General features: G+C 30.5%; 15 protein-coding genes. All 15 read right to left on the bottom strand.

The annotated features are described in order from the left end of the window. Window positions 1-728: 728 nt before the first annotated feature. The gene (locus E4T68_RS06760; protein ID WP_135125384.1) at window positions 729-1,661 is read right to left on the bottom strand and encodes a ketopantoate reductase family protein; all 933 of its coding nucleotides are present in this window, start codon (window positions 1,659-1,661) and stop codon (window positions 729-731) included. A gap of 66 nt (window positions 1,662-1,727) precedes the next feature. Then, a complete protein-coding gene (locus E4T68_RS06765; protein WP_135125386.1) occupies window positions 1,728-2,759 on the bottom strand; it encodes a PTS transporter subunit IIC in 1,032 nt (343 codons plus the stop codon). 14 nt (window positions 2,760-2,773) lie between these two features. Next, window positions 2,774-3,082, bottom strand: a complete 309-nt coding sequence (yhbY, locus tag E4T68_RS06770) for a ribosome assembly RNA-binding protein YhbY (RefSeq protein WP_135125388.1) — start codon at window positions 3,080-3,082, stop codon at window positions 2,774-2,776. Further along, window positions 3,082-4,182 carry a ribosome biogenesis GTPase YqeH gene (gene yqeH, locus E4T68_RS06775; protein WP_135125390.1) on the bottom strand — a complete coding sequence of 367 codons (1,101 nt, stop codon included), beginning with the start codon at window positions 4,180-4,182 and terminating at the stop codon, window positions 3,082-3,084. Before yqeH ends, yhbY begins: the two co-directional genes overlap by 1 nt. A gap of 3 nt (window positions 4,183-4,185) precedes the next feature. Then, on the bottom strand, window positions 4,186-5,136 hold the full coding sequence (locus tag E4T68_RS06780) for a glycosyltransferase family 2 protein (protein WP_135125391.1): 951 nt from the start codon (window positions 5,134-5,136) through the stop codon (window positions 4,186-4,188). A gap of 8 nt (window positions 5,137-5,144) precedes the next feature. Then, window positions 5,145-6,086, bottom strand: coding sequence for a nucleoside hydrolase (locus tag E4T68_RS06785; protein WP_135125393.1), 942 nt, complete (start codon window positions 6,084-6,086; stop codon window positions 5,145-5,147). Between the two features lie 843 nt (window positions 6,087-6,929). After that, entirely contained in the window at window positions 6,930-7,517 is a 588-nt protein-coding gene (gene ruvA, locus E4T68_RS06790) for a Holliday junction branch migration protein RuvA (RefSeq protein WP_135125395.1), read from the bottom strand. An 11-nt stretch (window positions 7,518-7,528) separates the two neighbouring features. Then, window positions 7,529-9,565 (bottom strand): glycine--tRNA ligase subunit beta, encoded by a 2,037-nt coding sequence (gene glyS / locus E4T68_RS06795; protein ID WP_135125397.1) that lies wholly within the window; start codon window positions 9,563-9,565, stop codon window positions 7,529-7,531. A 4-nt stretch (window positions 9,566-9,569) separates the two neighbouring features. Then, window positions 9,570-10,484, bottom strand: a complete 915-nt coding sequence (gene glyQ / locus E4T68_RS06800; protein ID WP_135125399.1) for a glycine--tRNA ligase subunit alpha — start codon at window positions 10,482-10,484, stop codon at window positions 9,570-9,572. A 493-nt stretch (window positions 10,485-10,977) separates the two neighbouring features. Then, window positions 10,978-11,397 (bottom strand): thioredoxin family protein, encoded by a 420-nt coding sequence (locus tag E4T68_RS06805; protein WP_135125401.1) that lies wholly within the window; start codon window positions 11,395-11,397, stop codon window positions 10,978-10,980. A gap of 1 nt (window position 11,398) precedes the next feature. After that, window positions 11,399-12,136, bottom strand: coding sequence for an ABC transporter ATP-binding protein (locus E4T68_RS06810; protein WP_209305061.1), 738 nt, complete (start codon window positions 12,134-12,136; stop codon window positions 11,399-11,401). Then, window positions 12,102-13,226 (bottom strand): FtsX-like permease family protein, encoded by a 1,125-nt coding sequence (locus E4T68_RS06815; protein WP_135125403.1) that lies wholly within the window; start codon window positions 13,224-13,226, stop codon window positions 12,102-12,104. Before E4T68_RS06815 ends, E4T68_RS06810 begins: the two co-directional genes overlap by 35 nt. Before the next feature lie 5 nt (window positions 13,227-13,231). Next, the gene (locus E4T68_RS06820; protein WP_135125405.1) at window positions 13,232-14,269 is read right to left on the bottom strand and encodes an FtsX-like permease family protein; all 1,038 of its coding nucleotides are present in this window, start codon (window positions 14,267-14,269) and stop codon (window positions 13,232-13,234) included. After that, window positions 14,266-15,213 carry a hypothetical protein gene (locus tag E4T68_RS06825; protein WP_135125407.1) on the bottom strand — a complete coding sequence of 316 codons (948 nt, stop codon included), beginning with the start codon at window positions 15,211-15,213 and terminating at the stop codon, window positions 14,266-14,268. The genes E4T68_RS06820 and E4T68_RS06825 overlap by 4 nt, the downstream gene beginning before the upstream one ends. 82 nt (window positions 15,214-15,295) lie before the next feature. Further along, window positions 15,296-15,553: a hypothetical protein gene (locus E4T68_RS06830; protein ID WP_135125409.1), complete on the bottom strand. Its 258-nt coding sequence runs from the start codon at window positions 15,551-15,553 to the stop codon at window positions 15,296-15,298. Window positions 15,554-16,227: the final 674 nt, after the last annotated feature.

The following is a 16,227-nucleotide window of genomic DNA, read 5'->3' on the forward strand; positions in this document are numbered from 1 at the left end:
GTTTAAATATTTTACATATTTACGAACTCGAGTATTTTTAGTGCAAGAAAAATTATTTAAACCATCTTAATATGGGCTGAAAAGTCTATCAAATCAGTATGCTTATTGTCAAGGCACGCTCACGCTATAAACCTTGACAACTGCATACCGATTCGAAAAGAAACAATTAGCCCTATTACGAAAAAACAACTTAATATTTGCTGGAATTTTTACTTACCAACATAATTTGACGAAGAGCCTAAATAATACCGTTTTTTCTATATAAATGACCAAACGAGCCAGTGAACAAAAAGTTCACTGGCTCGTTTGGTTCTACACTCAGCTATTTAATATGGTATGTTCTTTTTTGCCATACGTTTCTATTCACATGGTATAATCTTATAAATAGCTTAACTTTATCCATAATATATTACATTAGAAACATATACTCTTCCAATGTTTACTCTTATAAATTATTCTATTTTTTCTTTGCTCACTCTTACAAATATCCATTATCTTGACGTTAAATCTACCAAGACTAGATGCTTAATGTCTTTATTCCTATAAAAATTCTCATCAGTTTTAACATAACATATTTTTCTTATTTGGTTCCATATAAAGATAGTTGTTATGATTTGGCAATTTTTGAATTTGATTATCCATACTTCAAGAGCAATCGGTTTCTTTTAATCACTAGAATACCGTTAATTTATCCACTAATTTTTCTCTATTTTGACTCACATATTATATTATTTAGCATCTAATATCGTTTCTTTAATATGAATAAGTTGAGTAATTAATGCATTATAAGAGGCATCAATCCCATGCTCCTTAGCTACTTTAGCAATATATCCATTCAAGTAGTCTACTTCTGTTAACCTATGATTTCTGACTAAATCTTGGTACATAGAAGTATAGTGTTCACCAACTTTTAGAGAAGCTTGAATAACAAAATCACTAATTTCCTGTGCATCTAAGTGAATATTTTGACTACGTGCCACTTCAACTAGTTCATGTGTAACTTGACGAGCAATTTCAACACCTGATGGGTGTGTTAAAAATCCGTTCAAATTTGTTTCTAATAATGCAGTAGTTGCATTACTACAACAATTTACTGCTGCTTTTTTCCAAATGAGTGGTCTAATATCCTCACTATATTGCGCATTTAATTTTGCTTCATTTAAAATATCAACAACTTGTTTTAATTTTTCTGTTTCTTCTGGTGTATTTGCAACATTTTGAACGGTTAAATTACCATTTCCATGTAACAACACTTTGCCTAAAGATTCAATTTGAGCTGTCCAGATAGTTGTTCCCATGACAATATTTTGATAAGGCATATATTTTGTCATCACATGTTCATGCCCTAAACCGTTTAATAGACAGATGACTAATGTTTTTTCATGCAATAAATCTTGGATTGATGATAGCACGCTATCTAATTGCATGGATTTAGTTAACATAATAACAACATCTGCTGTTTCATTTATTTCTTCTGGGTACAATAATGACGCATTGATATGATCGCTTTCTCCGTTATATGTGACAAACAATCCATTTTCACGTATTTCATCAACGTGTGGATTTTTTATATCCACCAATATAGGATTATGCCCTATTTTGTTTAACTGATAGGCAAATCGACAACCCATTGCACCACAACCAACTATTGCGAATTTCATGTATACCACCTCTTCTATTTTTTATAAAAATTTCTTATATACATTATTTTACCATAGTGTCACATATTATGATAGTTCTATTCTATAATACTCAGGTTTAATCCATTTTAGTTTATTGACGAATACATAATCATTTAAGCACGCCAATACGCATGGTACAACAACAAAAATAGTAACAGTAAAAAGAGTATTTATAAATGACCATCCTGTAATTGATAAATGTGTTAATGGACCAACTAACCCACTAAGACCAAAACCTGCACTCATTGGTGTACCTTGAATAGCAAAAATTGATGCTAAAATTCCTAGTACAGTTGCATTAATTGCAATAGGTAAAAATAGAATAGGATGAGCAATAATATTTGCCATTGAAATTTTAGGAGAACCGATAACATGAACTAAACAAATTCCACGAGAATTGACACGGCGTCCAGCAATTGCTAGGGCAAACATAGCTGCACATATTCCTAAGTTTGCAGCACCTGAACCAACACCAGTTACACTAATTGCAATACCTATTCCAACAGAAGAAATTGGAGAAACAATTAAATAGGCAAAAATAATAGATAATAAGATACACATAAGTGTTTGCTCTAATGTTAGTAAATGACTAATACCGTTTCCGATTGTTTTAGTAATATATACAAAATATGGTAACAATAAACGTCCAATTCCTCCAGCTATAACAACACTAATTGGTGATGTCATTAAAATGGCATATCCTTTAACGTATGGACGTATCACTAATAAGCATCCCATGGCTAAACCAGCAGTAACACTCATCGTAATAATATCTCCCGTTCCTTTTAAGAGAAATGTATTATTTTCTGCAATTTGAATTGCTCCACCTGCTAACATAGTTGCAATACCAACAGATGCTGATTCTATCGCGTTTGCTTTAAAGAAATATGCAACACTTACTCCAATAGCTAATCCTAATAAAGAACTTGTCATACTTAATAATTGCATCACACTTGTTAAAGGAGAATAGATTTGGCTTAATGCCTTCACTAATTCTCCCAAAAGAGCCATAGGAATTAAGGCAATAACAACTCCCATGGCTGAACCATTCAATGTATTCATCACAAATTTTTTCATCGTTCACACTCTCCTTATATATTTTTTACTTTTTCAGAGATATGACGATATTTTGGTGTGCTAGATTGTTTATATAACACTAAAGTATGCCCTATAATTTGAACAACAATAATGTGTAGTTGCTGAGTCAAAATACTTGCCACATGCTCTGTATCTTCCATTGTATTTTGTAATAAGGTAATTTTAATAAGTTCTCGTTTTTCTAATGCTTGATTAATTTGTACAAGCATCTCCTCGTTCACTCCACCTTTACCGATTTGGAAAATTGGTTTAAGATGATGTGCTTCTTTCTTTAAAAATTTAATTTGTTTTGTACTTAACATTAAATAATCGCCTCTCTAATTGTAATATCTACTCCTTTTGGAGCATAAGCTGCCACTTTTCCTGCATGATGCACAGTAATCCAGCCTAATCCTGAAAAGACAATATCTACTCCACCATCAACTTTAAATTCTACTCTCGATAATGCAATATCATCTTGTGTTGTAGGGGATAATAAATCTCCTCTATGTTTATCAAAAAAGGCATTGGCATTACTTAATTTTGTTCTATGTAATAATAATTCTTTATTAAAATAACATGTTATTGCATTTTTTTCTCCTGCCAAATAATCAAATCGTCCTAATCCTGCTAAAAAAATTGTCTGTTCGGCATGTAATTGGAATGTAACAGGTTTTAACTCTTTTTGTGGCGAAACAAGTTTTAATGCTTTCTCATCTAAAAAATGTGCCATTTGATGACGATGAATAATTCCCGGGGTATCAATCAAAGAAGCCCCGTTATCAAAAGGAATATGAATATTGTCTAAAGTTGTTCCTGGAAATTGAGATGTGGTAATCACGTCTTGTTTTCCACCAAGGCTCGCAATAATACTATTAATTAATGTTGATTTCCCAACATTTGTAACACCTACAACATAAGCATCACATTCTTGGCGGTAAACATCAATTTTTTCTAACAGTTCGTCAATAGATTGTTTTTTCTTTCCACTTACCATAATAATATCTATTGGCTTAATGCCATAAGAACTTAATTGTCTTTGCAGCCAATAACGTATACGTTTTAAATTTACTGATTTAGGCAATAAATCAATTTTATTCGCAACGATTAAAATAGGATTATTGCCCACAAAACGTGGTAATCCTGAAATCATTGATCCATACACATCAAAAATATCTATGACATTAACAACTAATGCTTTTGTTTGTCCAATATCATGTAACATAGCTAAAAATTGACTATCTGAAATAGACACTTTTTCTAGTTGATTATAATGTCTTAGTTTAAAACAACGCTGACAATATAATTGATTTGATGCTACACCTTTTTCATACGCACTTTTTGGTGTATACCCCTTTTCCTTAGGATCTTCTGTTTGAATGGCTAATCCACATCCGATACAATGCAATACTTCTTCTGTCAATCTTTATTTCTCCTCTTCATTATTTTTATCTTGAGCCTTGTCAATATTACTTTCATCAATTAAAAAATGGGGACGTTTTTTCACCTCATAATAGATTTTACCAATATATTCGCCTAATACACCAATAGAGAGTAGCTGTATCCCGCCAATAACTAAAATCGAAGAAATTGTTGTAAAATATCCTCCTACGGACACACCATGTAGCAAAATTTCAAAAAAAGTCCATAAAATATAAATAAATGAGACACTAATGCACATTAATCCTAACTGAAAACAAATTCGCAATGGTTTATCATTAAAGGATAAAATTCCTTGAATACCATAATTGAGTAACTTTTTCAATGACCATTTTGTTTCTCCTGCCACACGTTCTTGGTTTTCATAATCTACAATTTTTTGCTTAAATCCAATCCAAGAAAATAAACCTTTAGAAAAACGATTATATTCTGGTAAAGCCAAAATTGCTTGAATTGCTTTTCTGCTCAACAATCGAAAATCCCCTACGCCATCTTGCATTTTAACATCAGTTAATTTATTGACTACTTTATAGTATTGTCTTGCTAAAAATGTTTTATGTGCTTTATCACCTGTACGTGTTCGTCTTGCAATAACTTGGTCATACCCTTGCTTGTAATACGTTATCATTTGTTCAAATAATTGTGGTGGATGCTGTAAGTCCGCATCCATAATAATAACTGCTTCTCCTGTTACATAAGATAGACCTGCCAGCATTGAACTTTCTTTCCCAAAATTCCGGCTAAATATAATGTATTTAACATGGCAATCTTCATGTGCTAATGTTTTTAATATTTCTGCAGTTTTATCTTTACTTCCATCATCAATAAATAATAATTCGTATGTGCAATGTTTTGGAATATTTTTAATAATTTCTTGATACGTTGTTTTCAGTACTTTCTCCTCGTTGTAACAAGGAATGAGTACAGATAAATGCATACAATCACCTACCTTTTTGCTAATTCTGTAATATAATCAAAAAATTCATCACGCTCAACATGGTATACTAAATGAACTGGTCTACCATTTTCCACTTTAACGGTTCTTCCTTGACTTGCTCCCTGTGTTATAACATCACAATATACCACTTCACGTTTCACTAAATTTTCTTTACCAAATGAGGCCGTTGTTAAAACGTCCCATAAAAAATATGTTGAATTTGTGACAAAATGAGATAATGGTGGAACTAATGCATAACTTTGCCCCAAAAAGTCTACACCTTCATAACAACGTTGTTTTGCCCACATATCACGAACGTCTAAAGTCAATGGTACTTTATTGGTACTTTCTAGTGCAACTAATTCAATAGAAATAGAAGATTCCCATACACGTTTAGCTGCAAAAGGATCCCAAAATACATTCCATTCTGCCGTACCGTCATGCTCCGGTTCTTCAATATTCCCATGCTCTAAGAAAGTCCCTCCCATCCAATAAAGTTTGTTAATTTTTGTTTCAATTGACTGATCTAATTCTAATGCTCTAGCCAAATCTGTTAATGGCCCTACAAAAATTAAATCTATTGGATCGTTTTGTTGATGTAGCACATGCACTAAATCTTCATGCGCTTTATAAGGGGAGTCTTGTACATGAATAGGCTTTATTTCATTTAAAATAGGTAAAGCGTCTACCATAAAGGCATGCATGCGCCATTCTTTAGGAAATGGGTGTACCGCTCTTGAATCCGAAGAGGCTACACGTATATGTTGATCTTTTTTACTCCCAAATTTTTGAATAATCTTTTTACTTGCTTCAACAGCTGGCTGTAAATAGCAATCTGCTTCGATAACTCCTACACCAACTACTTCAACATCTTCCATTTTCAATAATAAGTATAATGAAATTAAATCATCTACTCCACCGTCATGGTTTAAATACACTTTTCTTGTCATACATTCTCCTAAATTACTACTTTTAATATGCTTACTTTTTAAATATAAAGTACTATATTCATTATACACATCTCTTATGAGATTAGCAAAAAAAACTAGAAAATTCTTTACGATACTTATAAAAAATTGTTTCTCACACATGGATTCCTTAATTTATACGAATAATATATTTTACTAATATATGATAACTTTAATATTATTGTCTTTTTTGCTTAATTAATTTTAATAAGATAAAAAAATATCTCATATATAGTTCATTAAACCTCGTACTAAAATACATCAATTGTAACTTAATGACATGAACCTAAGCATACTCCTACACCTAATCAGTTATTGTTACATTAAATACCTACGCATAAAATCATTTAATCTTTTATTTTATTGAGCTAATTATCTCCCCTAAATAAACTGTATGTACAATAAATCGTGCTAGCGAACAAAAAGTTCGCCAACACGATTATTTTTCTTATGAAAAAATGACCAGTTATCACTATTTTTATATAACCAAGTGACATAGCCACATCATGTTAAAGAACATGCTTTTGGATTAGACACTTATATACCTTAATTTAAAACCATTCTAAAAATTTAGTTTTATTTACTATTTTCTAACTATTGACATAATATATATCATATTTAGTTAAAATGTACCGTGGCTTGATACTGATAAGTATTATTCATGATTTTAACAATTAATCTCTCCAAAATATTAGAGCTATATTTTATATTTTATCAATATAAATTGCAGTATATCTATTATTGTGTTTTAACAACTAACAATTTTAAGCGGTTATATCAGCATATTAGAAATTTATTCATAAGTCCAACTTCTTCAGTACACAACTATTTTGTTTTCAATAAATATTGAAAAGCTCGACTTAACGCACTTGCTGTGTCTGTAAATGTTTCTTTTTCTAATAACGGTAATACTTTTTGAATTTCTTTGACAGAGTATCCTAAACCTAATAAAGCTTGTTTTACTTCTTCATCTACTGATGTATAGGTGGCTTCTTTAGGAGAGTGTGCATACGTTACATCTAATTTTCCTTTTAAATCCAAAATAAGTTGACCAGCAGTTTTTTTTCCTACACCCGGAAATTTTGTCAAGTAGTTGACATTATCATTTTCTATAGCTTGAATTAACCCTTGATGATCTTGACTAGCTAAAATGGATAATGCACTTTTAGGTCCAATCCCAGAAACACTAATTAATTTTAGAAACAATTGCTTTTCCTCTGATGATTTAAAGCCATATAGGGTAATTGATTCTTCACGGACAGCATCGTAACAAAATAATTTAATTGTTTGTTGGATTTGTTGTGTATAGGAGAATGGATTTGCTACATAAATTAAATAGCCAATGCCATTTGTTTCAACAACAATATATGTTGGTTGAATTTCTACAAGTAATCCGACAATATATTCATACATAACTTTTTTCCTTATCTTACAATCTTAGTTGGATCCATATAATATAAAATTAATTCAGCACAATCGGAAATTAAACATAAACGATTATTTCTAATCAGTTCATCATCCACAAATACCATATTTTCTGCAAAGAAAGCATTAATTAATGGAGCTAAAGTTGCAAATGTTTGATATTCCACACATTCAATAGTATCCAATGCTTGATTTAGCGCTAATTCACTGTTCGTTTGTGCTAACTTTTCATCAAAATCTTTAATCTCAAATGCCATATCAAGAGACTTGTCATATAAATTAATGACTCGGCTAAGTGCTTCAATGGTTTCTTTGAATGTATTATCTTTGGCATGTAATTGTAATTCACGTGCATTTTCCATGATAAACGGAATTGAAAAAACATCAATCTCTAAAACTGCTTGAATGAGATCATGACGAATATTTTCTGATTGCAACAACTGGCGAACACGTGCATCCATAAATGTATGAAGATGTGTTAGTATTTCTTGTTGCTCATCATAAGGAACTTGATACACATCATTTAATAATAAACTAAACAATTCATCAATATCAAATGCCCACTGATTTGCCTCCAATAATCTCACAATACCAATTGCTGTACGTCTTAAGGCATACGGATCATTCGAACCACTTGGAATAACATTAATCTTAAAGAAACTAATTAATGTATCAATTTTATCAGCTAAAGCTAAAATTGATCCTGTTAAACTATTTGGCAATTCACTCGTACTAGACAAAGGCATATAATGTTCTTTAATAGCTCTAGCAATATCAGCATTAATTCCTTTTTTCAACGCATATTTCTCGCCAATAATTCCTTGCAATTCAGGAAACTCTCCAACCATGTTTGTCACCAAATCAAATTTATATATTTCACTAGCTTGATAGGCTTGGCTTACATCTTCATTTAACACTTCACCCAAAATGTTAACAATTTTACCAACATTTGCCATTTTATCAGCAATAGATCCAATATTAACGTGAAAATTAACATGATTTAATTTAGCAACTAATTCCTCAATAGTCAATTTTTCATCTTCTTTTGTAAAGAATAGTGCATCTTCTAAACGTGCAACTAACACTTTTTCATTGCCTTTAATCACATTGTCAATAAATTGACTATTCCCATTACGCACAGAAATAAAATATGGCAACAATTTGTGAGTTGAGTCTTTAACATAGAAATAGCGTTGATGTTCTTTCATAGTCGTCACTAAAACTTCGTCTGGAACAACTAAATACTTTTCATCAAACTGACCAAAGAAAGCAGTTGGATACTCAACAATGCTAACAACTTCTTCTAATAATTCTTCATCAATATCAACAATCCATTGATTTTCTTTAGCTAATGCTTGAATTTGAGATACAATAAGTTTTTTACGCACATCTTGGTCAACAAGAACATGTTCTTGTTCTAATGCACTAACATAATCTTCAGGAGCATTAATGAGAACATCTTGACCTAAAAAACGATGCCCTTTTGATAAACGTCCAGTTGTAACATTTAAAATGTCAAATGGAATAACATCTTTAGCGTATAAAGCAACAATCCAATGAATTGGTCTAATATACTGTAGAGAATGATTACTCCACGTCATAGATACAGGAAACGTCATCTCTAAAATGACTTGCTTTAATTGAGGTAAAATACTTTTTGTTGTTTGACCAACATTATGTTTTTTAACATGAGCGTATTCTTCTCCTTTAATAGTTTCCCAATATACATCTTCAAGGCTTAAGCCTTTCCCACGCACAAAACCTTCAATTGCTTTTGTCCAATTCCCTTGCTCATCTAGTGCAATTTTTTTAGACGGTCCTTTGAAAATCTCTATTTGTTCTTCTTGTGTATCACTAACTTGTTTAACATGAACTGCTAAACGTCTAGGTGTGGAATAAGCAAAAACATCTTCGAATGAAATCCGATTGTCACGCAAAAATTGGCTTACTCTTTCTTTTAACTGGTTACTGCTAGAACGGACATATTTTGCTGGAATTTCTTCTAATCCAATCTCTAATAAAAGATCTTTCCCCATTTTCCTATTCAGCCTCCTTTAATAACTCTTCTGCTTCTTGTCTACTCAATAAAGGGTATCCTAACTCTCGACGTGCTTGAACAAAGGCTTTAGCTACACTTCTAGCTAGATGACGTATTCTTGCTAAATACCCTGCTCTATCTGTCACAGAAATAACACCTCTAGCGTCCATTAAATTAAATGTATGACTACACTTCAAGACATAATCATACGCTGGATGAACTAAATGTTTTTCCATTTGTTGTGTTGCTTCTTGTTCATAATAGTCAAATAATGTTTTTAGCATATCTGCATTACTTGTTTCAAAAGCGTAAGTAGAATGTTCAAATTCTGGCTGAATAAAAATTTCACCGTATTTTACCGTATCTGTCCATTGTAAATCGTAAACACTATTTACATTTTGGATATACGATGCTAATCTCTCTAAACCATACGTTAATTCAGCAGTAACTGGTTTACACTCTAGCCCACCGACTTGTTGAAAATATGTAAATTGAGTCACTTCCATACCATCAAGCCACACTTCCCAACCTAGTCCTGCACACCCTAAAGATGGATTTTCCCAGTTATCTTCAACAAATCGAATATCATGTTCTAAAGGATTAATACCTAAGGCACGTAAACTTTCTAAATATAATTCCTGGATATTATCCGGTGATGGTTTCATCACGACTTGGAACTGATGATGTTGAAATAAACGATTAGGATTATCTCCGTATCTTCCATCAGCCGGACGACGACTAGGCTCGACATAAGCGGCATTCCAAGGTTCTGGTCCAATTGCTCTTAAAAAAGTATATGGACTCATTGTACCAGCACCTTTTTCAGTATCATAGGCTTGCATTAATAAACACCCTTGATTTGACCAGTAATTTTGTAATGTTAAAATAATATCTTGAACAGTTAATCCTTTTGTCATATACTAACTTCCTTTTCTCATATTATACTAAAATTAGTCTTTTTCATTTTACCATAATTTGTGTGATATCTCTATTCTTTTGTGATACATACAAATAAAATAACAATCTATCCAGTATAAAACACATCATGACCCTACTAAAAAGGAGTCATGATGTACAATTATCTAATATCTTTCACTATTGTCTGACTAGGTATCATTCGTTACAATGGATATTGGTCAAAAATAGGCTATGTAATACTAAAATTAAACTACTTATTATTTTTACCATTTTTCATATTTCAATACACCGTTACTAAAGTAGGCACACCTATTGGCAGTCAGAACACATGATGAACAATTTTTATTTGTTTGATTCACGTAGTGAAAGACAAATTATCAAAGTAAAAATTGTGATAACCTATGTCAAATAGCACGCTTAAATCTGCTCGTTTAAACTGCTTTCCTACATCATCATATCAAAAGTTTGAAAAATGAATATTTTTTAACTGTTTTATTTTTGATACCCATAACTTTTAAATAACTTTTCCAAATCATCTGATGAATCTGGTATATCTGGAAAACTTAATTGACCTTTAGAATAAATCATTAATGTAGGTACTCCTGAAACGTTATGTTTCTTTAAAAAATCTTGTAATGATTTATCCTTTTCATAATTGCTCGTATCTAAATAATAAATAGGAACATGATATTTAGCTGATACTTCGTTCAATATAGGAACAAACTGTACACAATACGGACATGTTTCTCTACCTATATACAGCACAATATCTTTTGAACCCAAAAATTTTTCTTCAGACTCCCCTGCATCAATTTTGATAAACGATTTAACGTGTTGTTGATATTCCGATTGAGGAGATAATTTAAAAAAAATAAATATTATCCCTAGTAACAATACCAAACTACTTATCATACTAATAATTCATTTTTTGTGTTTCATCATATACTTTCCCCTTTTCTAATCGTAATACTCTATGGCATCTTTTAGCCACTTCATCATCATGTGTTACAATCAATATAGTCATCTGTTTTTCTTGATTAAGGAAAACTAATAAATCCATAATTGCTCTACTTGTTACCTCATCTAAATTGCCTGTTGGTTCATCTGCTAATAAAATATTTGGTGAAAAAACAATTCCTCTAGCAATCGCCACACGTTGTTGCTCACCACCAGATAATCTATGGACAGGAGTTTTTTCTCTTCCTTTTAATCCTACTAAAGCAATTGCTTCTTCAGCTAACTGCTTTCTTTTATTTCTTCCAATTCCTCTATATCCTAAAGGCAGTTCCACATTTTGAATAACATTTAAATCCGGGATAAGCTGATATTGTTGAAAAATATTCCCTATCATCTCTAATCTTGCTTTGAAATATGCTTTATCATGAAATTGAGTTACGCATTGTCCATTAAACAAATAGTCACCTTGAAAAGATCTATCTAAAAAAGACAAAATATTTAATAATGTTGTCTTACCAGCACCAGACTTTCCAACGATAGATACTATTTCTCCCCTTTTTATTGTTAAGGATAAATTATCAAGTATTGTTAATTCAACTTGCCCATCTCTAATTTTTTTATACACATTACTCAGATGAATAACATTTTCCATACTGTTTCTACCTTTCCATTGCTGATGTCCATTTATTTTCATAACTTATCAATGTTGTAATAACTATGGATAAGACAAATAAAATACTAAATAATGTTAAAACTGATTCTATATGTGGTGTAATCATATAATAAATTGAAGAAACCTTAGGCTCAATCCATGCGCTAATACACATACTAAGACATAGAGCAACTAATTGTACACATAAAACTTCTCCAAAAATCTGACACTTCAACCTAGAATGTGATGCACCAAAAATATATTGAATACGCATATTTTGTTTTCTTCTAGTCATAAAAACAATAAGTGTAGCACTAAACCCAAACATAATAATGATTAAAGCAATGACAGATACCCAACCAAACAAACGCACAAAAGCAGCTAGCTGATTACTTCCTTTTTGAAACTCTGCTAATAATTGTGTTGGATAAACTGGAGAGTCAACTACTAGCTGATTTATATATGGCACAATACTTTCAAAATTTTGTGTATTCGGTATTTTTAAAAATAAAAAGGTATTTTGTTCGAGAGAGTTTGGATGGCTAAGATAAAAAACAGCCTTATCAATAATAATATCATTTTCTTCAAAAACATTCGTTGCAATACGTTCTCGTTTTTTTTGTTGTGACGTTAATTTCTCAATACTATACGCTTTACTTTTGATAGTGATATGATTGTTTAAAATCTTAATATCTTCTCCTAAAATATTAGACACATCTTGTAACTGATCTATCATTGCTTCAGTTGCGTAATATGTATTGATTTTTGGATAAATATTAAAATAGGTTTCAAAAAAAGATGGTGTAACTTCCACAAATTGAATTATCTTTATCTCACCATTTACATTTTGATAATTAATATAACTCACTTTTCCAAAAATAACTTGATTACGTTTGATTACCTCATCATCTGTTTTTAATTTTCCACCCGGTAAAAATAGCTGTTGATTGGTTAAAGTCAACAGTTTTTTATCTTCTTCTTGAGTATAAACACTCACTCGTTCTAAATAAGATTTTTGTTCATCTAATCCAATCAAACACATTGTCAAACATAAAACAAGTTCACATAGTAGAAGTAAATAAAAGAGCACATTTTTTCTAATGTTTAATTGAATATGAAATAAATCATACATGTTCACTACCTCCACATATCATTATATGATATACAAACTTGTTTTAAAGATAAGCATATAGAACACAATAAACTTACCATGATAACAAATAATAATTCATTCAAATAAATAGAATACGTTAATTGAAAATAGAAAAAATTAGGTACAAAAGGTAACAAAATAAAATACACCACAACACTAATATGAAAAGCAATGATAGTTGTAATCACATATTCAAGACATATGCGTTTCATAAATTGTAGTTTTGTTTCTCCAAATAACCACTTAATCTGTCTACTTGGCTTTTCTTTCTGTAAATTTGTTTTAAAGATTAAAAAAATATTCAAACTTGCTATAACAATAAATAATAAAGAAAACGCCATTAAAAAAATTAAAAAATGTTGTAGACTGATAATTTCATTTTTAAAAATATCAGATAATGTTTCATAAGGTATTTGTGCTATTGAATCGTCTAATTGATTTCTATCCTTAGAAAATAATGTTAATGTACATGTTTGTTTCCATTGTGGAACTTGTAAGAATACCCCTTTATTTAAAACAATCGCTTTATGCTTATGCCATGGATTTGACGTTATGCCTAAAATCATGTATGTTTTTTGATTAAATTCTACTGTATCTCCAACTTTTTTATTCAATTCCCTTGCCAAATCAAGTGATAAAATCATTTGATTTGGCTGACTAATAAAAAGTTGCCACTCATCATTTTTTAAAGATGTCAAGTCATAAAATTGATTATACTGCTTATCTACCACTAGAATAGATACTAAATGAGATACTTTATCTACAAGAAGATAATCTTCTGCTTCTTTAACCCACGTATGAGGTGTAGATACTGATTTTTGCTCTGGAACAGATACCACAACATATTCATTTGTTAACTGTTGATTAAAATAGGCAAGATGTCTATTTGTTTCATCTACTTTACTTAAAAACATCATGACAAAATAAAGGGCAATAGCTATAGAAAATAATTCTAAAATGATAATTTGAGGGTGCTTTAATTTTTCTTGTACACGAACTCGGTAGCCGTAAATCTGTGTCATTTTCGTATAACCTCATAAAGTTTTTGATCATTTGGCATTAATAAAAATAGGTGATTATCCTGTCCTGAAACGACAGATTCAATATCACTGTTTGAAAACATAGCTATAGAATCAATATAATTAAACTGCTTATCGTATCGATCAATACTTGACCAACCAGCCGTATACACATACAGAAATTCATTAGTATAAATAAAATCTCCTGGATAACTTTTACTAATTAATTCTCCTTTTTTTACTAACTGAGATTGACTTAGTAAAAACAAACTATTTTGTCCACCTTGAAACCCAGTTTTTTCATTAGTTTTATAGGGTTCCAACGAATTTATCGCATACAGTTGTTCTTTAGCTGCATAAATAAATCCTACAAATGCACTATCCAATTGTTTAATTTGTTTTTCCAACATATTCACTTCAATTATTTTAGCATCGTTAGACCAAGGTGTATTTAACGTGATATAAACCAAATCATTTAATACTTCCAAATCAATATAGCGTGAACCTGATTCTTTTTGAGGTAAAACAATACTGTGTAAAACTTTTGAAAAATCATGAGATAATACCACTAGAGTATTTGTCTGTTTATTTATCACATATAAAGCTGTGTCCGTTTTGTATAATAAGCTAGGTGCTGACAATTCAGGTATTTGAATACGTTTAACCAGTTTAAACTGTCTATCGTAACAATTAATTGATGCATTTTCTACATCTGAAACGTATAAATACTCACTATCAGATGCCAAGCCTGCTGCTTTTTTTATTTGTAAATCTGGTATATTAATTTCTTTATATGTGTAGTCAGAATTTTTTATTCGTTTAGTGGAATACAGAGCCGAATGTTCAACATCTTCCTCAATTTCATTTTGACTTGTATGTGTTGAACTACAAGCACATAAATGAATAAATACTAGCAAACAAACCGTTAACATAATTATTTTTTTCATACAAATCTCCATTTTCTAAAATTTAACAGAATAAAATAAAAATCAGCCGATGTAACACTGTTAACTATCTATTTAAAATGACTTAGCAACTACATTTTAAATGAACTCTATCTGTCTTATAAGACCAATATGTTGAATTATCATCTCTAACACATAAACTTTTTCTATACTGTTCTTGAACTAATGCACGCAAATCCCAAATTCCACAATGTTCATTCCGACAAACTGGCGTAGACGTAGCATAAATATAAGATACTCCACATCCAGCAGCACTAACCTGTTGACTATCAAAAGATACTAAACTAATCATTAGAATAGCTATTAATCCAATTTTTTTCATATCAAATTCCATCTTATTATCAGCTAATTTTTATTCTACCCTTTATCCATATAATAACACATATACATAAAGAGTGTAAACACTTTCTTTGTTAGTTTTATGCAAATTTAATCATTAATATAATAAAGCAGTGTAACATAATAAACTACATTATCATCTTTAAACGTTAGTATTAATATTTCAATTCTAAACATAATACGCTCAATACATCATGCCAAATAATATAAAACTACTTAAAAATTTAAAATCTCTTTGCTTTAAGGTTACTAATTTCCTAATGGAATAGTGATAGCACTTTTTATTCCTTTCTGCATTCGCACCATACTAACGTATTTTTGCATGTGCATGATTACTCTACATATCTCTAAACTTTTTATATTTTGCTTAAAAACATCTCTATACTAAGTAGAATTGAAACATGTTAGTGAAAATCAACTTTTGTTTCACTTAGTTATATAAAACAATCGTGTTAGCAAACTATTTTGGTTCTATAATAAATAGGGTTGATGAAAAAAGTTCATTAACCCTATTTTTAGATATTAAAGTAAAAAAAGTGTACAAAAAAGTAGATAACCAGTATTCTATAAGTACCTAATCAAAAGAAAGAGGTTATCTACATGTCATATTATACACAAATTTTACTACAATTAAAAGACACACATATTACTTTTTTA

This window comes from Granulicatella sp. WM01 (assembly GCF_004570605.1).
GTDB lineage: Bacteria > Bacillota > Bacilli > Lactobacillales > Aerococcaceae > WM01.